This is a genomic window from Catenulispora acidiphila DSM 44928, from assembly GCF_000024025.1.
In the GTDB taxonomy this organism is placed as follows: domain Bacteria; phylum Actinomycetota; class Actinomycetes; order Streptomycetales; family Catenulisporaceae; genus Catenulispora; species Catenulispora acidiphila.
In genome coordinates this window covers 6,190,452-6,212,153 of the sequence record NC_013131.1, presented here as the reverse complement: position 1 = coordinate 6,212,153, position 21,702 = coordinate 6,190,452, and the positions used below count along the sequence as shown (strand labels likewise).

General features: G+C 70.7%; 18 protein-coding genes and 1 pseudogene. 5 read left to right on the top strand and 14 right to left on the bottom strand.

Annotation, left to right across the window (positions count from 1 at the left end):
- Window positions 1-18 precede the first annotated feature (18 nt).
- A complete protein-coding gene (locus CACI_RS26655; protein WP_015793975.1) occupies window positions 19-1,194 on the bottom strand; it encodes a glycoside hydrolase family 88/105 protein in 1,176 nt (391 codons plus the stop codon).
- Window positions 1,195-1,384: 190 nt separating this feature from the next.
- On the opposite strand from CACI_RS26655, the gene CACI_RS26650 reads away from it, so the two are divergent.
- Window positions 1,385-2,140: a siderophore-interacting protein gene (locus CACI_RS26650; protein WP_015793974.1), complete on the top strand. Its 756-nt coding sequence runs from the start codon at window positions 1,385-1,387 to the stop codon at window positions 2,138-2,140.
- 67 nt (window positions 2,141-2,207) lie between these two features.
- On the opposite strand, the gene CACI_RS26645 is transcribed toward CACI_RS26650, so the two are convergent.
- Window positions 2,208-2,849, bottom strand: coding sequence for a TetR/AcrR family transcriptional regulator (locus CACI_RS26645; RefSeq protein WP_015793973.1), 642 nt, complete (start codon window positions 2,847-2,849; stop codon window positions 2,208-2,210).
- A gap of 59 nt (window positions 2,850-2,908) precedes the next feature.
- Here CACI_RS26645 and CACI_RS26640 point away from each other — a divergent pair, with 59 nt between their 5' ends.
- Together CACI_RS26640 and CACI_RS46090 are read left to right on the top strand one after the other, a co-directional pair.
- Window positions 2,909-4,429: an FAD-dependent monooxygenase gene (locus tag CACI_RS26640; RefSeq protein ID WP_015793972.1), complete on the top strand. Its 1,521-nt coding sequence runs from the start codon at window positions 2,909-2,911 to the stop codon at window positions 4,427-4,429.
- Window positions 4,430-4,442: 13 nt separating this feature from the next.
- Window positions 4,443-5,045, top strand: a complete 603-nt coding sequence (locus CACI_RS46090) for a hypothetical protein (protein WP_015793971.1) — start codon at window positions 4,443-4,445, stop codon at window positions 5,043-5,045.
- Between the two features lie 226 nt (window positions 5,046-5,271).
- Here the strand turns inward: CACI_RS46090 and CACI_RS26630 are convergent, their stop codons facing one another.
- The 3 genes from CACI_RS26630 to CACI_RS26620 form a co-directional block, all read right to left on the bottom strand.
- A complete protein-coding gene (locus CACI_RS26630) occupies window positions 5,272-5,994 on the bottom strand; it encodes a tetratricopeptide repeat protein (protein ID WP_041540473.1) in 723 nt (240 codons plus the stop codon).
- 127 nt (window positions 5,995-6,121) lie between these two features.
- Window positions 6,122-7,036, bottom strand: coding sequence for a hypothetical protein (locus CACI_RS51455; RefSeq protein ID WP_015793969.1), 915 nt, complete (start codon window positions 7,034-7,036; stop codon window positions 6,122-6,124).
- Between the two features lie 359 nt (window positions 7,037-7,395).
- Window positions 7,396-8,238 carry a hypothetical protein gene (locus CACI_RS26620; RefSeq protein ID WP_015793968.1) on the bottom strand — a complete coding sequence of 281 codons (843 nt, stop codon included), beginning with the start codon at window positions 8,236-8,238 and terminating at the stop codon, window positions 7,396-7,398.
- Between the two features lie 270 nt (window positions 8,239-8,508).
- On the opposite strand from CACI_RS26620, the gene CACI_RS26615 reads away from it, so the two are divergent.
- Window positions 8,509-9,603 (top strand): 3-carboxymuconate cyclase, encoded by a 1,095-nt coding sequence (locus CACI_RS26615; protein ID WP_015793967.1) that lies wholly within the window; start codon window positions 8,509-8,511, stop codon window positions 9,601-9,603.
- Window positions 9,604-9,701: 98 nt separating this feature from the next.
- Here CACI_RS26615 and CACI_RS26610 read toward each other — a convergent pair whose 3' ends face one another.
- The 9 genes and pseudogenes from CACI_RS26610 to CACI_RS26565 form a co-directional block, all read right to left on the bottom strand.
- Entirely contained in the window at window positions 9,702-10,673 is a 972-nt protein-coding gene (locus CACI_RS26610; protein WP_015793966.1) for a GH25 family lysozyme, read from the bottom strand.
- 15 nt (window positions 10,674-10,688) lie between these two features.
- A complete protein-coding gene (locus tag CACI_RS26605) occupies window positions 10,689-11,441 on the bottom strand; it encodes a lysozyme (RefSeq protein ID WP_015793965.1) in 753 nt (250 codons plus the stop codon).
- A gap of 189 nt (window positions 11,442-11,630) precedes the next feature.
- Window positions 11,631-12,911, bottom strand: coding sequence for an N-acetylglucosamine kinase (locus CACI_RS46085; protein ID WP_015793964.1), 1,281 nt, complete (start codon window positions 12,909-12,911; stop codon window positions 11,631-11,633).
- Window positions 12,912-13,357: 446 nt separating this feature from the next.
- Complete coding sequence (locus CACI_RS26590; RefSeq protein ID WP_015793963.1) at window positions 13,358-14,404, bottom strand: N-acetylglucosamine kinase; 1,047 nt, start codon at window positions 14,402-14,404, stop codon at window positions 13,358-13,360.
- Window positions 14,405-14,568: 164 nt separating this feature from the next.
- Window positions 14,569-15,624 (bottom strand): ABC transporter ATP-binding protein, encoded by a 1,056-nt coding sequence (locus CACI_RS26585; protein WP_015793962.1) that lies wholly within the window; start codon window positions 15,622-15,624, stop codon window positions 14,569-14,571.
- 14 nt (window positions 15,625-15,638) lie between these two features.
- Window positions 15,639-16,610, bottom strand: coding sequence for an ABC transporter ATP-binding protein (locus CACI_RS26580; protein WP_041542479.1), 972 nt, complete (start codon window positions 16,608-16,610; stop codon window positions 15,639-15,641).
- Between the two features lie 50 nt (window positions 16,611-16,660).
- Complete coding sequence (locus tag CACI_RS26575; RefSeq protein WP_395994342.1) at window positions 16,661-17,656, bottom strand: ABC transporter permease; 996 nt, start codon at window positions 17,654-17,656, stop codon at window positions 16,661-16,663.
- Window positions 17,566-18,564, bottom strand: a pseudogene (locus CACI_RS26570) (ABC transporter permease); the annotation flags it as partial. The pseudogene CACI_RS26570 and the gene CACI_RS26575, both read right to left, overlap by 91 nt.
- 6 nt (window positions 18,565-18,570) lie before the next feature.
- Window positions 18,571-20,460: an ABC transporter substrate-binding protein gene (locus CACI_RS26565; protein WP_015793958.1), complete on the bottom strand. Its 1,890-nt coding sequence runs from the start codon at window positions 20,458-20,460 to the stop codon at window positions 18,571-18,573.
- A gap of 238 nt (window positions 20,461-20,698) precedes the next feature.
- Here CACI_RS26565 and CACI_RS26560 point away from each other — a divergent pair, with 238 nt between their 5' ends.
- Window positions 20,699-21,505 carry a DeoR/GlpR family DNA-binding transcription regulator gene (locus CACI_RS26560; protein WP_015793957.1) on the top strand — a complete coding sequence of 269 codons (807 nt, stop codon included), beginning with the start codon at window positions 20,699-20,701 and terminating at the stop codon, window positions 21,503-21,505.
- Window positions 21,506-21,702 lie beyond the last annotated feature (197 nt).

The window sequence follows — 21,702 nt, the reverse complement described above, 5'->3', positions numbered from 1 at the left end:
GCTACGCGACCCGCCGCGTCAGGAACCTCCTGCTCTTACGAACTGCTCGTTCATGATCAGGAAGGAGCCCAGGCCGTGGAAGTCGTTCGTGGCCTGCGTGCGTCCGATGTAGTACGAGTAGTCGCCGACGTTGGTCCCGACCGAGATGTTCGTCAGATTCGTCAGTCCCTTGCTCAGCGAGATCCGCGCGAGCACGCCCTGATAGGCCTTCGCCGCGACGGCCGAGTAGTGCGAATCGATGTAGCCCTGCTGGGCCGCGCGAGAGAGCGTGTAGGCGTTCATGCTGGAGCACGAGGTCTCGGTCCAGTTGCCGGCGGACGTCGGCTTGTCGATCACCTGGAACCAGCGGCCTGTCGCAGGGTCCTGGTACTTCTGCAGACCGGCGGCGAACTTGTTCAGATCGGTCAGCAGCGTGGCCCGGCCCGGCTGGGTCGCCGGGATGTCGTCGAGCGTGGTCACCAGCGCCATGCCGTACCAGCCGTTGGCGCGGCACCACTGCTCCACCGACAGGCCGGTGGTCTTGTCGGCCCAGCTGGCCTTCTTCGACTCGTCGTAGGCATGCTGGAGTAGACCGTCGGACTGCTGCAGGTGGTTCGCGTAGACGGTGAGCTGCTTGACCGCCTCGGCGTCAGTGGCCTGAGAGTTGCCGAACTCTTTGCCGTACTCGTCCAGAAAGGGCACGACCATGTACAGGCCGTCATCCCACAGCTGGTGGGCGCGCGAGGAGGTGTCGGCGTGCCAGAACCCGCCGTCGGCCGTGCGCGGGTAGGTGGCGAGCCGGTTGTAGATCTTGGCCGCCGCGGTGGCGTACTTAGCCTGGCCGGTCTCGTGGTGCAGGATGATCAGCAGCCGTCCGGCAAGCATGCTGTCCAGGCTGTCGAAGCTCTGGTCGATGGTGCCGTCGGAGGAGACGAACCGGTCGACCCAGGACTTCAGATATGCCAGATACGACGGATCGTGGGTGCGCTGGTAGACCTGGTACTGGCCGTAGAGGTAGAGGCCGACGGGGTAGGACCAGCCGCCGATGCTGCTGGGCGTGAAGCGCTGCATCGTCGACTTGACCACCGCGGCCGACCAGTCGGTGGTCGTCGCGGCTTTGGCCGGGACCGCGCCGACTGCGCCGACCGCGGCCAAGGCGGCCGCGAGCAGCATGAGCAGGGCGTGGCGCAGGCTTCGGTGGGTGGATCTTCGCATATCAGGACCCTTTCGACGGGTCGGCAGAATTGCCATACGATATACGATGTATATACCCTGAGATGGTGTGTCAAGGTTTCTGGTCAAGGTACTTTACTCGACTGCCTCTCCTCGGCGCACCGGTCGGCCTTGCGCCTCCATCGACCTCTAGGCTATGAACTTAGGTAAGCCTAATAACGGAGGTGCCCCCGTGGCCCGCACCCTTCACCAGTTCGTCGTGCGCCGCACGGAGCGCCTGAACGACCACCTGATCCGGGTGCACCTCGGCGGTCCCGGATTCGCGGCGTTCCAGCCCAGCGAATTCACCGACTCCTACGTCAAACTGCAGGTCCCCGGCCCGGACGGCGATACCACGCGCACCTACACGGTGCGCGCCGTGGATACCGCCGCCGAGACCATCGCGATCGACTTCGTCTACCACGGCGCGGAGGGCGTCGCGGGTCCCTGGGCCGCCGCCGCCCGGCCGGGCGACGCCATCGGGCTGTCCGGTCCCGGCGGCGCCTATGCCCCGCGCGCCGACGCCGACTGGCACCTGCTGGCCGGCGACATCTCGGCGCTGCCGGCGATCTCCGCCGCGTGCGCCGCGTTGCCGGCGAACGCCGTCGGCCGGGTCTTCGTCGAGGTCGCAGGTCCCGCCGACGAGCTCGATTTCGCGCGCCCCGAAGGCGTCGAGCTCACCTGGCTGCACACCGGCGGCGCCGAGCCGGGTGCCCTGCTGGTCGAGGCGGTCCGCGCCGAACCGTGGCGCGACGGACTGGTCCACGTCTTCATCCACGGCGAGGCGCAGGCGGTCATGCACAACCTGCGTTCCTACATCCGCAAGGAGCGCGGCGTCCCGGCCGATTGGGCGTCGATCTCCGGCTATTGGCGCCGCGGCCGCACCGAGGAGGGCTTCCGGCAGTGGAAGCGCGATCTCGCCGAGCGTGAGGCGGCGACGGTCGGGTAGGTCCCGGACGGCCCGTGCGATGACGAGGGCTCAGGCGGCGGTACGGGTCGCCTGGGCCTTCGTGATTTCACGGCACGTCGGCCAGGTCCCGCAATCCGTTTTCCAGCAACGCGAAAGCGTGCTCGGCGTCGGCCACCGCGCCGGTGTGGCGCGCGTCGGCGTCCTCGCCGTGCGCCAGCCGGTCGGCGTTGTCCTTCGCCAGTTCCCAGTGCACTGCGACGATCTGGACGGCGGCGAGCCGCGCGGTGAGTTCCGGGACGTCGGCCGTCTCCCGCAGCGCGGCGGCGAGTTCGCGCTCGGCGCCGTTTTTGAACCGCTCCATCCTGGCGACCAGCGCGGGTGTGTCGAGGATGAGCCGGTAGAGCCTGCGCACCGGCGGGAGGTCGTTGAGCCCGGTGACCGGGTCGCGTGTCTCGAGCCCGCGCAGGAAGTGTTCGCGCAGTGCGGTCAGCGGGGCGGTCTCCGGCGGACGGTTCCGGACGACGCGCGCGTTCTCGGTCTCGTGGTCGGCCAGGCGGTGAACGACGAGGTCTTCCTTCGCCGGGAAATAGGCGAACAGCGTCCGCTTGGACACCTCGGCGGCCTCGGCTACCTGCGCCACGGAGACCGCGTCGAAGCCGTGCTCGAGGAAGAGCCCGATCGCGGCGTCGGAGATCGCCGCGTGAGTCCGCTGTTTCTTGCGCTCGCGCAGGCCTGGCGTGCCGTCCACACGCTCATTCTAGCAAGACTCGCCTCGGACTATTCTTGCACCGGGTATACTTTTCGCCCATGAGCGAGATGGAGACTGGGATCCGGACCGAGATCGAGACCGAGGTCGTCGTGGTGGGAGCCGGTCCGACCGGCTTGATGCTGGCGTGCGAACTGGCTCTGGCCGGGGTGGACGCCGTGGTGCTGGAACGGTTGTCCGCACGTGTCGAGCAGGTCAAGGGCGGGGCGATCCAGCCGCGCAGCGCCGAATTGTTGGATCAGCGCGGGCTGCTGGAAGCCTTGCTGGCGCGGGTGATACCGCGCGACGCGGTCGGCGGCCACTTCGCGACGCTGCCGGTTCCGCTGGACGCCACGGTCTGGAACACGCGGCATCCGTATCCGATCGGCGTGCCGCAGTGGGTGATCGAGGAGATGCTGGAGGAGCGCGCGAGCGCCGGTGGTGTGCGGGTCCTGCGAGAGCGCGGGGTGCTCGCGGTTGAGGCGGATGCCGACGGCGTGACGGTCGACGCCGCCGGCGGGCTGCGGGTACGGTCGCGCTATCTCGTGGCGTGCGACGGCGGGCACAGCACGGTGCGCAAGCTGCTCGGGCTGCCGTTTCCCGGGCAGCCGGGAACGCGTCCGGCGGTGTTGACCGACATCAGCCTGTCCGCCGTTTCCTCCTTGGTGCCGCAGCAGGCTGGGCACATCAGTACTTTGATGCGCCATACCGAGGACTACTGGTCGATGTTGGTTCCGGTCGGGGGTGATCGGTATCGGTTCACCTTCGGGCCCTTGCTTCAGTCGTCGGAGGAGCGGGACACTCCCGTCACTCGCGAGGAGATCGCTGCTGCGCTGGAGGCTGTGTACGGTCCCGAGACGGTCCTGAGCGCCGTCGAGAACGCCTCCCGCTTCACCGACGCGACGCGGCAGGTGGAGCAGTACCGCGTCGGCCGCGTCCTGTTCGCCGGCGACGCCGCGCACATCCACCCGCCGCTCGGCGGGCAGGGACTGAACTTGGGCGTCCAGGACGCGCTCAACCTCGGGTGGAAGCTGGCCGCGACGCTTCAGGACCGCGCGCCGGAAGGGCTGCTGGACAGCTACCACACCGAGCGCCATCCGGTCGGCGCACAGGTGCTGCGGCACACGTCGGCGCAGCGTGTCCTGGCCGAGCTGAATCCGAGCCACGACGTCGCCGCGCTGCGCGAGATCTTCATCGACCTCCTGCGGCTGCCGGACGCCAACCGGTATCTCGCCGGGCTGATGTCAGGGCTCTCATTGCACTACGACCTGCCGGGCGAGCATCGGCTTGTTGGGCAGCTGATGCCGGACGCCGAGCTCGTCACCGACGCGGATTCCGTGTACCTGTCGGCACTTCAGCGCACGGGACACGCCATCGTGCTCGATCTTGCCAAGGCTGTGCCGGACGATTTCGCGTTGCCGCCTCGGGTCGATCTCGTGCGGGCCGCGAGTGTGGAAGACCTTGGCGCCGCGGTCGTGCTGATCCGTCCTGATGGGTATGTCTGCTGGGCCACGGACAGTCCCGCCGATTGCCGCGACGCGCTGCGTGCTGCGATCGCCGGCAGCGTAGCGAAGGCGGGTTAGGTATCGTCCCGCTATGCCACAGGACCTTCCCCACGATTACGCCCCGCTGCCGGATCTGATCGGCAGCGTGGGCGGCATCGAATCGATCACGTTGGACGGGCGCCGCTACTACTTCGGCTTCGACTACCGGAGCGACCTGGTTCTCTCACCGCTCATCGACGATCCCGCGTCGATGGCGGTCTTCGCCAGCGAGTACCTGCGTCAGAGCACTGGCGAGCACGACGTGGCGTACTGGGCGGAGCTCGTCGCGCTCGGTGCCGCGGAATCCTCGCTCACCGGCGACGACGCCAGCCGGACGTTCACCTCGCAGGACCTGCGCGGCGGCCTGCCCGAACCCGGCAGCCACCTGCTCTACCTGCTGGGCGCCGCGACGGCATGGGAGGTCTCGTTCGAGGAGGCGCCGGAGGCTGGGCAGGCGTGCGTGGAGTTGGGCTTCGACGACGACACGGAGTTCTTCGAACCGTGCCTGCGCGCGGTTCAGGAACACGGTATCCAGGCGCGGCCTGCCGAGTGGGCCGTAGTGAGCTTCTACCTGACGGCAGCGGTCCGCCACGCGCCGGCCAACTGGGGCATCTTGTTCGCGCCGGTCGCTGAGGCCGTGACGAGGCACGGCTGACGCCTCGCGCTTCGCGAGTCGGAAGCGGGCCCTCCTGCCGGAAACAGTGTTCGAAGAAAGGCGCGCCTGGCTCCGGCCCGTGCCGTCCAACTCGGCACGGGCTCGTGCATCTCGGGCTTGTCTGCTGTCTGCTGTCTGGTGCTTGGCGTGGCGCGGGGTTCGCCCGCCGCGGGCTGGCTTGCTGCCCAGCTCGGTGCCGGTTCGCCTGGCTCGGGATTTCCGCCGCTTAGTTCGGCGCGGGTTCGCCTGCCTCAGCGCGCCGCAGCCACTCGGCGGCTTGCTCGGCGCGTGGGCCGCTGACGCCTGCGCTTTGCAGCAGTTCGACGGCTGTGCGGAGGTGGGTGGCGGCGTCGGCGTGGCGGTCGGCGAGGAGTTCGATTTGGCCGATGGAGTGCATGCCGCTGGCGATCGATCGCGCGTCGCCCCACTCTTCGCGGAGTTGTTGCGAGGTGTGGAGGTGCTTCAGGGCTGTGTCCGCATCATGTTCTTCGGCGAAGTAGTAGAAGCCGAGGTGTCGGTAGCACTCGGATCGCACGTAGGCGTCAGCATACTGATCCGCCAGCGGGAGCGCTTCGCGGTAGTAGGGCATGGCTGCCGCCCAATCGCCGCGCAGAACCTGATGGACGAGTCCGATGCCGAACAGGGACTCGGCGACTCCGGCCTGATCGTCGATCTCGCGCTGCATCGCCAGTGCCTGCCGGAACAGCGCCTCCTCGGCGTCCGCGTGCGAGGCGTCGCGGTCGTTCGCCAGCGCGCGGTAGTGCAGCACCATCGCCAGCTTGTCCAACGCTGCCGCCTCGGTGTGCCGGTCCGTTTCGGCCGCGGCCTGCTGACGCGCCTGCTCCAGCGTGTCCTCGGCCGTGCCGAAGTCGCCCTGACCGAACGAGGCCGCCATCAGCGCCTCGGTGCCGTCTGCGAGAAGTTTCGCAGCAGTCTTAGCTGTCCCCATGGGGTGAGGCTATCGGAGGCGTGTTTTCTGGGCGCCACCGCAAACTCTCACCGCGAACCCCGCCGCAAACCCAGCTCCACCAAAGCAAACCGCCGACCGGTCGTCACCGGTCGGCGGTTTTCCGGCGTCAGTGCTTGCGCGCCTCGGCTGCCTTCGCCTTGCGGGAGGCGAACATCGCGGTGCCGCCGGCGCCGAAGAAGGCGAGGGCGACCAGGCTCAGTTCGCCGGCGTTGGAGCCGGTTTCGGCGAGGGTCGGGGTGCCCGGGGTGGCGGTGGTGGTCGGCGGGGTGGTGGGGGTGCTGGTGGTGGTGCTCGTCCTCGGCGGGGGCGGCGGGGTGGTCGAGGAGACCGGGGTCGAGGGGTGCGTGGTCGGGGCGGTCGTCGGCGGCGTGGTGGTGGCCGGCGGCGGTGTCGTCGTCGTGACCGGCGGGGGTGGGGGCGTCACCACGGTGCAGCCGCCGGCGTCGGCGCCGTTCCAGGCGGCGAAGACGCCCTTGGGGGTGTTGACGCCGTTGTGGTAGTTCGGGATGCCGTGGCCGTTGGTGCCGTCGTACTTCGTGCTGCCGGGGTAGAGGTCGATCTGGCCGAAGCACGGTCCGCCGGGGACGCCGGGGAGCTTCACCGTGAGCACCTGGCTGGCGGAGGTCTTCGAGGTCGTGGTCAGGTGCACGGTGGCGAAGTCCACGAAGCTCTGCGTGCCCGAGGTCTCCCAGGTCGGGCCCTCGGCGTTGTACGAGGCCAGGGAGATGTCGACGCTGCCGGTGCACTGCTGCTGGAGCGCGCTCTGCGTCAGCTCCACGCGGAAGCCGTACTGCGGCTCGGTCTTGACCTGCGTGAAGTGGGCGGCCGGCGCCGGCTTGGCGATGTCCTTGCCGTCTTTGCCGACCTGGGCCCACGTCACGTCGTGGGTGTCGAGGGTGCAGGGCTTCGGCGGCGGCGGCTTCTGCTCGCACGCGTTCGCGGCGCCGGCGGCGCCGGCCAGCGAAGCGGCCGCGCCGGCGAGCGTGACGAGCGCTCCGCGGCCTATTCGGCTAGCTGTCATGGTGGCTCTTCTCCGTGCCGGCCGCGGGGGGCGTGCGGCCGGAACTTTGCAGTGTGACGAGGATGTCAGTGGCATGACTGTGCCTGGACAGCGCTGGAGCATACTGGAGTCTGAGCTGGGCCAGGAAGGCTGGTTGAGGATGCTGTGAGGCATCGGTTCTGGACGGTGAAACCACGCTTTCACAGCGTTGGCGAAGACTTGTCCGGGTACGGCCCGAAACCCTTCAACCAGCACGGATGTGCGTATCAGTGCACCGATACCGCTTCGCCTCGCGGAGCTGCGTAGGCAATCTACGAATCCTGTATTAGACGCGATTCCTCTTCTCGCGCATGAGAATTACGCAGCCGCCTCAGGCCGGCTCATGCCTTGGCGTGGATCGCGTGCCAAGCCCGCCCCGCGCCGGCGACGGCCCACTCGGCGAGAATCGCTGTGGCTGTCTGCTCATCCGGTGCTGCCAAGAGGACATCGCGCGCGCCGGCCAGCGCGCCGCCGTCCGCGTCGCCCGCGATATCCACCGGCTCCATCGCCAGCCCGCGATCCTCGAAAGCGCCGGCCAGCGCCGTCAGGTCCAGCGGCTCCGGCGCGGTCACCTGCGCGCGCCAGGTCGCAGCCGTCGACGCCTGCCACAGCGCCAGCTCGTCGAAGACCGGGAACGCGTGGTCCTCGACAAGGCGCTCGCCGGTCGGGGCGCCGTCGTGCACGACGATCTCGCCGAAGCGCCGCCGGCCGTACGGCACCGACAGCACGCGTGCCCGCGTGGGGCAGATCCGCCGCACCCACACGACCTCGGCCTCCCCGCCCGGGTCCAGGCGCACCAATGCCGAGCCGAATCCGTCCTCGATCTCGCCCTCGCCCGGCGTCAGCGGCACGCCGTAGGTGGTCCACGCCTCGCGCGCCGTGCCCCAGTCGCCGACCATCGTGGCGGCGATCCCCAGGTTCCACCACGCCGGGTGCCCCTGCGCCGCCCCGGCGCGCAGCGCCGCCTGCCGTCCCAGCTCGTACGCCTTCGGCCAGTTCCGCAGGAACTTGTTCGCCAGCGCCGCGTCGAACCAGAGCTCGGCGCTGATCGGGGTGTCCGGGAAGGCGGTGAGGAACTCCTCGTAGCAGGCGGCGACCACCGGCCAGTCCTGGATGTCGGCGGCGTCCTCGCCGCGTTGCAGCAACTCCATGGCTTCAGCGCCCGACAGCTGAACCCGGCTCATCTTTCTCCCCTGTTGTGACCGCACCCGGTGGTGATCGCAGAAGAGAACAGAGTAGCGAGCAAAAGCACGGCCCGGAGCACGCCCGATAGCGCGGCGGCGCTGCGTCTGCTACCAGCGAAGATGCGCTTGGATGCCACCCCTGCGCATCATGAAGCCGCGCGTTCGAATTCCGTAAGGAATCGATGGCCGATCCGGCCGTAACGGATCGGCCGTCCGCGGGCACTGCCCTCCTGTCAGCCAGACCGAACAAGCTTTCAGGAGGGGATCAGTGTGAAGACCAAGAACGCACTGTCCATCGTCGGAGTCGTCGCCGGGACCTTCGGCGCGGTCGCCGTGACCGGCCCGGCGGCCCAGGCGGCCACGAGCCGCGCGGCGGGCGCCGCGCGCACCACCGTCTACACCGAGACCGATGCCGCCGCCGGCAACGAGGTCCTGGCCTTCCACGGCGACGGCACCGCGGCCGGCCGCTACGCCACCGGCGGCACCGGCGACGGCGCCGGGCTGGGATCGCAGGGTGCTGTGACGATCGCCGACGGCGGCCGCACGCTGTTCGCCGTCAACGCCGGCTCCGACAGCGTCTCAGAGTTCTCCGTCGCCTCCTCGGGCGCCCTGAAGCTGCTGGGGACCTATCGGACCGGCACGGGCCCGCTCAGCGTCGCCGTCCACGGCAACGACGTCTACGTCCTGGGTCAGAACACTGTCACCGCCTACTGGCGCTTCGGCAGCACCCTGGCCCAGGTCGCCCAGCGCCCGCTGTCGGCGGGCACGTCGGGGGCGGCGGAGGTGGCCGTGACGCCGGACGGCAGCGCGCTGCTGGTGACCGAGAAGGGCTCCAGCACGCTCGACGTGTTCGCGCTGGACTACTTCGGCATCCCGGGCGCCGCTTCGGGGAGCGCGTCGGCGGGCCAGACGCCGTTCGGTTTCGCCTTCGGGCGCAACGGGACCGCCGTGGTGTCGAACGTCGGACCCGGCGCCGGCGGCAGCTCGGCCAGCGGCTACCAGGTGCGGCACGGCGCGCTGCGCACGACCACCGCGGCGCTGCCCGACGGCCAGACCGCGGCGTGCTGGGTCACCGTCGGTCCCGACGGCCGGACCGCCTACGTCGAGAACGCCGGATCCGGCACCGTGTCCACCTACGCGGTCGGGTCCGACGGCTCGCTGCGTCTGCTTGACGCGACCGCTGTTTCCCCCGGCGGCCACGTCGGCGACGCGACCGTCTCCGGCGGCGCGCTGTGGATCCTGGACACCAAGCAGGGTCTGATCGACGACGTGGCGCTGGGCGCCGACGGGACGCCGCACGCGTCGAGCGTCGTCACCAGCGGGATCCCGGCCAGCGCCGCCGGTCTGGCGGCCGTGACGCGGTAAGGCTCCTCGCCGGCTTTGCCGGTCTGTCAGGACACGACGAAAGTCCCCGCCTCCGGGGGGTGGAGGCGGGGACTGGTCGTTCAGGCGCTGCGGATGTCTCAGCCGTTCCTGGCCAGGACCTGCAACTGGCTGTAGGGACCGTTGAACACGTCCTGGTCGCCGGGTTCGGACCCGGAGTCCGCGTACTGCCAGAAGGTGTAGTAGCCCCAGCCCGGAGGCAGCGGGCCGCCGCCGGAGGCCGCGTAGTTCGCGATGAACAGCGGGTCGTAGTTCGCGAAGCCCGGGTCGCCGCTGGTGCAGGTGTTCCACCAGTCGGTGGTCGAGTAGATCACCGGATAGACGCCCGTGCGCGCGGCGTACTCGTTCACGAAGTCCCAGATCCAGCTCGTCATCTGCGACCTGTTCAGGCCGTAGCACTCGGAGCCGTAGGGGTTGTACTCGATGTCGAGCATCCCCGGCAGGGTGAGGCCGTCGGAGGACCAGCCGCCGCCGTTGTCGACGAAGTAGTCGGCCTGCGTCGCGCCACCGGAGTCGTTGGGATTCGCGAAGTGGTAGGAGCCGCGGATCAGCCCCTGGTCGTAGGGCCCGACATATTGGTTGTAGAAGTCGGGGTTGGTGTAGTACGTGCCCTCGCTCGCCTTCGCGTAGACGAAGTCGATGTTGGGCGCGATGCTCGCCCAGTTCAGGGTGCCCTGGTAGGCGCTGATGTCGATGCCCGGGAGCTGCGGCACCGAGTTCGGCGCCACGGCCGGCCGCACGGCGGAGCGTGCGGACGGCTCGTGGGCCGGGATCGTGGAACCCATGTGGTCGAGCTGCGGGTGGGTCGCCACCGTGGGGTGCACCGGCGTGGTGTGCCGGGTGGTGTCGACCTTGACCAGCGTGCCCGAGACGGTCCGCGCGTAGCCGGGGTGCGGGTCGGCGTGGACGACCGGGGCGCCGGGTGCGGCGTCGGACGTCGCGGCCTGGCCGCCGGCTGCCGGGCCGAGCACCGCGCCGGCGGTGGCCAGCGCGAGAGCGGCTGCGGTCAGGCGGCGCGCGGTGCGCGCGGACCGGATTCCTGGGGCGGACATGGGGAATCCGAGGCCTTAGCCGTTGGCCAGCGCCTGGACGCGGCTGTAGTCGCCGTTGAAGACGTCCTGGTCGCCGGCCATCGCGCCGGAGTCCGCGTACTGCCAGATCGTGTAGAAGCCCCAGCCGGCCGGCAGGGTGCCCGCCGAGCCGTTGTAGTTGGCGATCCACAGCGGGTCGTTGGCGGCGAAGGCGCTGGAGTTGCCGGTGCAGGTCTTCCACCAGTCGGTGGTGGTGTAGATGACGGCCCAGCGGCTGGTCTTGGCGTGGTACTCGTTGACGAACGAGTGCACCCAGCTGACCATCGAGCTCTGGCTCAGGCCGTAGCACTCGGCGCCGTAGGGGTTGTACTCGATGTCCAGCGCGCCCGGCAGGGTCTTGCCGTCCTTGGACCAGCCGCCGCCGTGCGCGACGAAGTAGTCGGCCTGCGCCGCGCCGGTGGAGCCGTTCGGGATCGCGAAGGTGTACGCGCCGCGGATCAGGCCGGCGCTGTAGGCGCCGTTGTACTGCTGGGCGAAGTACGGGTTGGTGTAGTACGTGCCCTCGGTCGCCTTCGAGTACGAGAACTGGGCGCCGGCGGCCTTGGTCGCCGACCAGTTCACGTTGCCCTGGTGGGAGGACACGTCGTCGCCATGGGGGTCGCCGGCGGCCTGGGCCATCGACGGCACGAGGGCCGCGGTGGCGGCCAGGGCGCCGATGGCGAGCGCGGTGAGGGTGCGCCGGGTGCGGCGGGCAGTGTGCTGCGGGCCGGGCGACGAGATCTGGACCATTGAGCTCTCCTGTGGGGTGAGACCTGATGGTGGAGCAACGCTGGGGACACCGGAGCGCGAACGCCCGAAGGCGCCCGGCGTCCTGTGCCGTCGGCGGTGGGCGGGTGTCAGTGTGCTGTCACGCGCCCAAGTTTCGCCGCCGTCGGCATGAGTCAATGTAGCGGGAAAACAACAACAGTCAACGACTGTTTATGAGAATTCTGCGAACTCATGGTTCTCGCCGATGAACACCGCGTGTCCGGCCGCGGCCCGTTCGCCGCCCAGCAGCTGCCGCGCGGCGAGCCAGGCGGCGCCGGCGGCGCCGTCGGCGGCCAGCCCGACCGGCGAGTCCGGCCAGCGCCGGCCGACGGCCGCGGCCACCGCCCGGAACACCGGCGAGCGGCTGGCCAGCACCGAGCCGCCCAGGACCACCGGCTCCCCGGGCGCGGGCGCCACCCCGGCCAGGCTCTCCACCAGTGCCTCGGCCGCCTCGGCGACGATGCGCACCGCGGCCGGGTCGCCGAGCTCGTACGCGCTCATCACCAGCGGCGCGAGGCTCGCCAGCGCCGCCGGCTGCGCCGCGACGGCGCGGACCAGCTCGGCGGCCCGCCGGCGGCCGCGCAGCGTGAAGCCCTCGCCGATGCTGGCGGCGAGCGGGAGCGTGCCGGTGGCGGCGGGACGAACGCGGGCTGACGGGTGCGCGGCGGTTGGGGTGGCGTGGGTTGTCGCGTCGGTGGGGTCGGTCGGATTGATCGGGTCGGTGGGATTGGCGGGATGGGTGGCGTTGGCGCGGGAGCGGGGATCAGGGCCGGCGCTACGATCGGGCGTAGTACCGGCGGGCAGGTCAGGGGTCATGATCGACTCAGAGTCCTGATCGGCGGGGTCCTGATGCGCCGGCTCCCGATACACCGAGTCCTGATCCACCAGCCGCGCCAGCACCGCCGTCGCGAGGGCGGCCATCGGGCGGCGGCCGTCGGCGGCGGCGATGGCGGCGCGCGCGGCCTGGCGTCCGATCCAGAAGCCGGATCCCTCGTCGCCGAGGAGCCAGCCGTAGCCGTCGCGGAAGCGGGCCGGCAGGCGGTCGTGCATGCGCGCGGCGACCGCGCCGGTGCCGGAGACCAGCAGCGCGCCGTCGGGGGAGGGGGTCCCGGCGGCGAAGGAGACGGTCACGTCGGACACGATCCGCACCCGGCAGACCAGCCCGGCGTCGGCCCAGGCGCGCTCCAGGACGTGCGGCGCCTTGGGATCGGCCATCAGCGTACTGACACCGGCGAGCCCGACGACACACGCCTCGACCCGCTCCCCGGGCACCTCGCCGAGCGCACCCTTCAACGCCGCGACGATGTTCGCCACCGCCGCCTCGGCGCCCAGCACGGTCGGATTCCCGCCCCCGGCCCGCCCGGTCCCCAGCGTGCGCCCCCCGGCGGTGGCCAGCACGGCCCGCGACTGCGAACCCCCGACGTCGAGCCCCACCACGCACGGGTCCGCCATGAATGCCGCCACCTCCCGATCACCCACCACCCCTGTGGCGTCATGTGGGATCTTGCCAGACTAAACCCCACAACTCAACGCCATCGCAGGCTCCCAATCCGACCGCCGAGCATCCGGGCCACTCGGCGTCGAGCCAGCTGACCGGCAGGTAGAGCGCGGCGCCCGCCGACGACGGAGGCCGATGCCGGGCGGGTCGCACAGCACTGTCTGGGTTGATGTGGATTCTGGGTGTACAGCTGTGGCGCCGAACAAATGGCAGCCGGCGAGCAGGGAAAGACGGCCAGGTCAGGCAGCGTGCGACAGGCAACTGCGACGAGGCGAGACGGCGTGCGGGCTCATCGGGTGTGCTTTACCGCATCAGCACAGGCTTCTTGATTTTGGGGCGCTACTGACTGATGTGTGAATGCCGCGCCACTCCACCCACCCACAAGCCATGAGCGATCGCCCTACTCCTCAGCGCATCCCGCGCGCGCGGCCAGCCGCTCGTGCACCGCGGCGTCGATGTCCGGGTCCAGGACGCGGGCGGCGAGCCAGGCGGCGCCGACGGCGCCGGGGGCGGCGATCAGGGGGGTGTCGCCGTGGTGGTCGGCGAGGCGGCGTTGGACTTCGGCGCCGATGGGGCCGGGGGCGGTCAGCAGGGAGCCGGCCAGGACCAGGGGTTCGTCGGGGGTGTCGTCGGTGAGGGCGGTGGCGGTGGCCATCAGGAGGCTGACTGCGCGGTCCACGATGCGTTGGGCTACGCGGTCGCCGGCTGATGCCGCTGCCGACACCAGGGGTGCCAGGGCTGCCAGGGCGATCGGCGGGCCGTCGTAGACCGCGTCGCGCAGGGCTGCGATCTGCTCCTCGGCGGACTGGGGGACCACGTCGTCGCCGGTGACGGTGGCCAGGACGGCCGGGACCAGCAGGGTCGGCTCGCCGCGGCCGTCGAGGGCGGCGAAGACCGCGCGGACGGCTTGGCGGCCGATCCAGAAGCCGGAGCCGTCGTCGCCGACGAGCCAGCCGTTGCCGTCGATGCGGGCGGTGACCTCCTCGCCCTCGACGCGGGCGGCTATCGAGCCGACGCCGGCGATCAGGACCGAGCCGCTGGGGCGGGGGGTGCCGGCGGCGAAGGCCGTCACCGCGTCGGCGACCACCGAGACCGGGCAGGTCAGGCCGGCGTCCACCCAGGTCTTGGCCAGGGCCTCGGCGCTGGAGCCGCGGGAGTAGCGCAGGATGCCCGCCGCGCCCACGACCACGCCGGCCACCGACGCCGGCGCCACGGCGCCCAGGGCCTGCCGCACCGCGTCGCTCAGATGCGCCACGACGTCCGGGATCGGCAGCGCGGTCGGGTTCGCCAGCGCCGAGCGGCCGCGCCCGATCACCTCGCCCTCGACCGTGGCGACCACCGCCTCCACCAGCGTCGAGCCCGCCTCCACACCGAGCACGACCCCGGTCCGGGTACGGTCCGGCGCGGCCGGAGTCGGAGCCGGGGCGGCGGCGGAAGCGGACGGCATGGGTCCTCCTGGCATGGACGGTGAAGTCCGGTGGTGGTCGGTGCCTGACACAGTGTGGCATGCCGACCGGAGCCTGAGAACGGTTCCGGCCAGGTCCGGGACCGGTTACGGGCAGCTCCGGGCCGGTGGGACCGCCTCGGCGACCCCACCGGCCCCACACGGCGCTACACCTCCTCGGAAGCCCCCGACAGCGCCGCGGCGTGACAGGCGGCGTGCCGCCCCGACGAGGGCAGCGGCGCCGGGTCGACCTCCCGGCACTGCCGCACCACCCCGAGCCGCTCGGCCGCACCGGACGCCACGAGCGGGCACCGCGGATGGAAGCGGCAGCCACCGGGAATCGCGGCGGAGTCGGGGGTCTCGCCGGTCAGGATCACCGGATCCTCGCCAGACTCCGCGACCACCGATAGCAGAGCCTTGGTATACGGGTGCTGAGGATCGGTCAGGACCTCCTCGACCGTCCCGGTCTCCACGATCCGCCCCAGATACATCACCGCGACCCGATCGGCGATGTTCCAGGCGAGCCCCAAATCGTGGGTGACGACCAGCGCCGAGAGCCCGGTACTCACCCGCAGATCGAGCATCAGCTTCAGGATCTCGCCGCGCACCGAGGCATCCAGCGAGGCGACCGGCTCATCGGCGACCAACACCTGCGGATCCAGCACCAAAGCTCCGGCGATCACCACACGCTGCCGCTGACCGCCGGAAAGCTGATGCGGATGCAGGTCGAAGAAGCGCTCCGGCGGACGCAGACCGGCGCGCGACAACGCGTCGGCGACCTTCGACTTCTCGTCGGGGAAGGCGCCGAGCGCCGATTTACCGTGGATCTGTAAGCCTTCGGCCACCGCTTCGTAGACCGTGCGGCGCGGATTGAGCGCGCCGGTCGGGTCCTGGAGCACCAGCTGCACCCCACGCCGATAAGCCTTCAGCGCCCGCGACTTGTACGACACCGGCGCCCCATCGTGCAGCACCCGCCCCGCAGTCGGCACGACCAGACCGGTCAGCGCCCGCGCCAACGTGGACTTCCCGCACCCGGATTCCCCGACCAGCGCGACGATCTCACCCGGCGCGATATCCAGATCGACGCCGTCGACAGCCCGTGCGCGCCCCCGGCCGTGCCGGGACCGGAAGGTGACATAGAGATCGCGCACGGACAGCACCGGCGCCGCGCTGTCATCGAGCACTGATACCGGCGCCTCCACAGCTCCCACGGTGTCTTCCATCCCCACCTCCGGGCTCACGATCCCTCCCGCAGAACATCCATCCGCACACACGCCGCCGTCCGTCCATCCCCGGCAGCGATCAGCGGCGGCTCCGCCGTCAAGCACTCCTCGGCGGTGATCGGACAGCGCGGCGCGAACGTGCAGCCCTCCGGCAGATGCGCCGGATCCGGCGGATCGCCCGGCAGCCCGCGCGGCCCGCGCCGCGAAGCAGCATCGCCGATACGCGGGAACGCATCGGCCAGCGCGCGGCCATAGGGATGGCGCGCGTCAGCGAACACGCGGTCGGCCGGACCCTCCTCGACGATGCGCCCGGCATACATCACCGCCAGCCGATCGCAGTGCTCTGCCAGCACCGCCAGATCGTGGCTGATCATCAGCAGGCTGATCCCGTGCTCGCTGACCAGTTCCCCGATCAGCCGCAGGATCTGCGCCTGGATCATCACGTCCAGCGCCGTGGTCGGCTCGTCGGCCACGATCAGCCGCGGCGAGCAGGCCAGCGCCATCGCGATCATCACCCGCTGCCGCTGCCCGCCGGACAGCTCGTGCGGATACGCCGCGGCGCGCGCCGCGACCAGTCCCACCTGATCCAGCAGTGTCGCGACCCGCCGGTCGGCGGCGGCGCGGCTGACCTTCTTGTCGTGCAACAGGATCGGCTCGGCGATCTGGTCCCCGACGCGCCGCACCGGGTTCAGCGAGTGCATCGCGCCCTGGAACACGATCGAGGCCTGCGCCCAGCGCACGGCGCGCAGCCGACCCCAGGTCATGGTCTGCACGTCCTCGCCGTCCAGCAGGATCCTGCCGGTCACCCGCGCCGATTTCGGCAGCAGCCGCAACACCGCCCCGGCCAGCGTGGACTTGCCGCAGCCGGACTCCCCGGCCAGGCCGAGGCGCCCGCCGGCGGGCAGCGCGAGGTCCACGCCCCGCACCGCCGGCACCGGTCCGGCCGCCGTCTTGTAGGAGACGTGCAGGCCTTCCAACCGCAGCACGTCGTGGCCCGGCGCCTCGTTCTCCAAGGCGCCGTCCTGAACTGTCTGTGTCACGTCTGCTCCTGAAGCCGCGGATTCAGCACCTGCTCCAGTGCCCGGCCGACGAGGGTGAAGGCGAGCGCCACCACGACGATCGCGAAGCCCGGCGGCAGCAGGATCCACCAGTCGCCGGCGCTGACCGCGCCGACGGCCCGCGCCAGTTGCAGCGTCGTGCCCCAGGACACCTTCGTGGGGTCGCTCAGGCCCAGGAAGGCCAGCGTCGCCTCGGTGAGGATCGCCGCGGAGACCGTCAGCGTGGCCTGAGCCAGCATCAGAGGCATGACGTTCGGCAGGATGTGCCGGCGCATGACGTGCCAGTGCCCGCCGCCGAGGGCTTTGGCGCGCTCGATGTAGGGCCGGGACTCCACCGACAGCGTCTGCGCCCGCACCACGCGCGCGGTCGTCGGCCACGCGGTCACGCCGATCGCGACCACCACCGTCCCCACGCCCGGGGTGAGCACCGCGGCCAGCGCCGTGGCCAGCACCAGCACCGGCAGCACCAGGAACCAGTCGGTGACGCGCATCAGCACCGTGTCGAGCCAGCCGCCGAAGTGCCCGGCGGCGACCCCGACCAGCGCGCCGATCCCGACCGCCAGCAGCGTGGCCAGCAGGCCCACGGTCAGCGAGATCCGCGCGCCCCAGATCGTCACGGCCACCATCGAGCGGCCGTAGGCGTCGGTGCCGAGCAGGAAGTGGCTCGACGGCGCCTGCCGGGGCGTGCCCGGCGCGTACACCGCGGACATGTCCTTCGAGGAGATGAACAACGGCGCCGCCAGCGCCACGATGGCGATCAGCACCAAGAAGGCCAGGCCCGCCACTCCGGCGCGCCGGCGGCGGAAGTCGGCTATCACGAGGTCCGCACTCTCGGGTCGAGGATCGGGTAGAGCAGTTCGGCCAGCAGGTTCATCACGATCACCGCCGCCGCGAAGAAGATGAACAGCCCTTCCAGCAGCGGCAGGTCCGGCACGGTCAGCGCCTCGTAGAACAGCGACCCCAGACCGGGCCAGGAGAAGACGGTCTCGGTCAGGATCGAGCCGGACACCGCGGTGCCCAGGTTCAGGAACACCAGCGTGACCGCCGGCAGCATCGCGTTCGGTACGGCGTGCTTGCGGCGCACGTCGTCCTCCCGCAGACCCTTGGCACGCGCGGTGGTGAGGTAGTCCGCACCGACCTCCTCCAGCAGCGTGGCCCGCATGGTCAGCAGGTATTGCGCGTAGACCACCGCGACCAGCGTCAGGCACGGCAGCACCAGATGGCGCAGATGGTCCCAGATCACCGGGAACAACCCGTGCACGTCCGGGGAGTTCATGCCGCCGGTCGGGAACAGCCCGGGGATCGGGCCGAAACCGACGCCGAACACCACGATCAGGATCAGCGCCAGCCAGAACGTCGGCATCGACCACAGCACCAGCGCGATGCCGGTGCTCGCGCGGTCCGAGCGGCTGCCGTGCTTCCAGGCCGAGCGCACGCCGATCCGCAGTCCCAGCAGCGCCGCGATCAGCGTCGCGGTGCCGACCAGGTAGACCGTGGCCCACACATGGCTGCCGATCAGACCGCTGACCGGCCTCTTGTACTGGTAGGACGTGCCCAGGTCGCCGCGCACCACGCGCCCGGCGTAGTCGCCGAACTGCGCGATCAGCGGCTTGTCGATGCCGAACTGGTGGCGCAGCGTGGCCATCTGGGCGGCGCTGACCGGATGCCCCCCGGTCAGCGCCCGGACCGGGTCGCCGGGCACGACGCGGAACAGGAAGAAGCTGGTGAACACCACGGCCAGCATGCTCACCGCGGCGCCGATCAGGCGGCCGAGGACGTAGCGCAGGGGGATGACGGGCGCGCGCCGCCGGGCCGCCGCGGCCGCCCCCGGGGAAGGGGGCGGAACCGCGGCGTCCGGCAGGGTGGAGACGGTGATCGACACGTCGCGCTACTCGCGTTCGTCGGCGGTGGTGCCGCGGCGCCGGCGGGTCAGGAGCAGGGCACCGCCGCCGCCGACCACCACGATCGCGATCACGATGCCGACTATCAGACCGGTGTTCGAGCTCGACGAGGACGACGAGGAGGAGGCGGCCACGGGCTTGGCCGACCACAGGGACCAGTAGCCGTCCTGACCCCAGTACAGGCCGTTGGGCTGCGGCTGCTTGTCCATGGAGCCGATGACGTCGGAGCGGTAGGCCTCCAGCACGTTCCCGTAATACAGGACGTTGATGTAGGCGTCGGTGTAGAGCTTCTGCTCCATCTGCTTGACGTCGGCGGCGCGCGCGGCCGGGTCGTACTCGGTGATCTGCTTCTGGTACAGGGCGTCGTAGTCCTGGTCGCAGATGAAGTCGTCGCCGTTGAAGTTCTTGCCCTGCGCGGCGGGCCGGCCGTCGCACTTCTGGATCGACAGCACGGCGTCCGGGTCCGGGTTCTCCCCCCAGCTGTCGAAGGCCAGGTCGAACGTGCCGGCGGTCTCGGTGTCGGCGAGCTTGCCCTGGTCCACGACCGTGGTGGTGGTGGCGATCCCGACGGCCTTGAGCCAGTCGGCGACGTAGGCGACGTTCTGGGTGTCGTCGGCCCGGTTGGTCTCGCCCATCAGGCGCAGCTTCAGCGGCTTGCCGTCGGGCAGCGTGCGCATGCCGTCCGAGCCCTTCTTGAACCCGGCGGCGTCCAGCATCTGGTTCGCCTTGGCCGGGTCGTAGGTGTAGGCGGTGGCCGGGTCCGGAGCCCAGTGGTAGGCGGCGAAGATCGGGGCGATGTAGCCGCTGCCGACCGTGCCGTAGCCGCCGAGGGTCTTGGCGACCAGCGTCTTGGTGTCGATCGCGTACATCAGCGCCTGGCGGAACTGCTGGTTCTGCAGCGCCGGGCTGCCGTCGCCGAACGCCTGCCCGGTGGTGGTGGTCGCGCCGGGGTTCATCGCCAGGGCGTAGAACCGCTTGCCCTGCGCGTTGTTGGTGGCGATGCCCGACTGGCCCTTCAGCGCGTCGTACTGCGCCGGGGTCAGGCCGCTGACGAAGTCGACCTCGCCCTTCTTCAGCGCCTCCACCTCGGCGTCGGCGTCCTTGAAGAACTTGAACACCAGGTGGTCGAAGCCGGGCTTGCCGCGCCAGTAGTTCGGGTTGGCGTCCAGGGTGAGGTACTGGTCCTTCTGGTAGCCGGTGAGGATGAACGGCCCGTCGCCCACGACCGGGAACTGGGCGTCGTTGTTGAACGTGGCGATGTCGGCGACGTGCGAGGCCCAGACGTGCTGCGGCACGATCGGGATGTCCAGCGCGAGCATCGTGGACTGCGGCTGCTTCAAGGTGATGACCAGCTGGTTGCCGGTCGCGGTGACCTTGGCGAAGTTGGTGACGAAGTTGCCGTTCGCGGTGGCCGCGTCGTCGTTGGTCATCATCAGGTTGTAGGTGAAGGCCGCGTCGGCGGCGGTGACCGGCTGGCCGTCGGACCACTTCATTCCGTCGCGGAAGGTGAAGGTCCAGGTCAGCTTGTCCGTCGAGGTGGTCCAGGAGGTGGCCAGGGCGCCGATCGCGTGGTCGTCGGAGGCGTCGTAGTTCGTCAGGAAGTCGTAGATCAGGCGGTGGATCTGGGTGGGCAGCGCCCGCTGCGCCAGGAACGGCGACAGGGAGTCGATGCTGCCGGTGGTCGCCACGGTCAAGGTCTTGCCGCTGGCAGCCGCCGAAGCCGGCGCCGCCTGAGCGTCAGAGGTCTGGCTAAAAGAGCTGCGCGCCCGCGCCTGCGCCGGCCCGGATGCGGCCGCGGCCGGCGCGCTCAGCGCCACCGCCCCGGCCAGGGCCGCCGCCAGGGCGAAAGCACGTCGTCGTGGGTTGGGGTTGGGCATGGCGTCCTCACAGACGGTGTGGGTGGTGCCTTGCGGTGTTGTGGTTCCGCGCGTGTCGTGGCGCCGAGTGTGGCAATTCCTCAAGGAGTCGTCAAGAGTCCACGATCGCCTCGGCCAAGAAACCACATGTTGCGCGGTCAGTGCCCGCCACCGCCCCACCAGCGGGAGCGAACCCCACTACGCTGGGGGCAGCGTGCGACCGCGCGCACCGCCCCGGCCAGCTGTGGAGTCCCGACCGATGAAGGAAGAACTGCTCGACGCGGTCCTCCCCGAGGAGCGCCGCCTGCGCATCGCCGCACAGCTGCGCCGCGACACCCGGGTCCGCGTCGAGGACCTGGCCGCGCGGTACGGCGTCTCCGGCGAGACCATCCGCCGCGACCTGCAGGTGCTGGAGGAGCGCGGCATCCTGCGCCGGGTCTACGGCGGCGCCGTCGCGCAGGAGTCGCGCGGCTGGGAGCCCGGCGCCGACGAGCGGGCCATCGCCCGGCTGGACCCCAAGCGGGCCATCGCCGCGGCCGCCGCCGCGCTGGTCGAACCGGGCGAGACGCTGGTGTTCGACCTGGGCACGACGGTCGCCGAGACGGCGCGCGCCCTGCCGGCCACCTTCAGCGGCCGGGCGCTGTGCGTCGCGCTGCCGACCGCCGCGGAGCTGGCCGGGCGCGAGGGCGTGGAGGTGCACCTGGCCGGCGGTCAGGTGCGGCGCGGTGACCTGGCGTGCGTGGGTCCGGGCTCGGAGAAGTTCTTCGAGCGCTTCTTCGCCGACCGTGCGTTCATCGCCGCTTCCGGCGTGCACCTGAAGGCTGGAGTGACCAGCGACCGGCTGGAGGAGATCCCGGTCCGGCAGGCGATCCTGGGCCAGGCGCAGGCTGTATACGTGCTCGCCGACGGCGCCAAGCTGGGCCGGGTCGCGGTCGGCCGGGTGTGCCAGCTGTCCGCGGTCACCGCGATCGTCACGGACTCCGGCGCCGACCCGGAGGCGGTGCGGGCGCTGGAGCAGAGCGGGACCCGGGTGATCGTGGCGCCGACCGGCTCGGAGCTGGACTGAGCCGTCACGGCTGGAGTCAGCCTCAAAGTCTTGAGCAAGGCGAAGGCCTCGGCGCGACCGCTCGTCGCCGAGGCCTTATCCCTGTGTTCGCCCGCCGGTGCCCGATCGGAAGCCGGCGCGGGGGTCCTCGTGTGGAAGTTCGCACCAGCGGCGGGATCGAACCCTGACGAATCGTCGGTGTGGTCAAGAGTCATCTT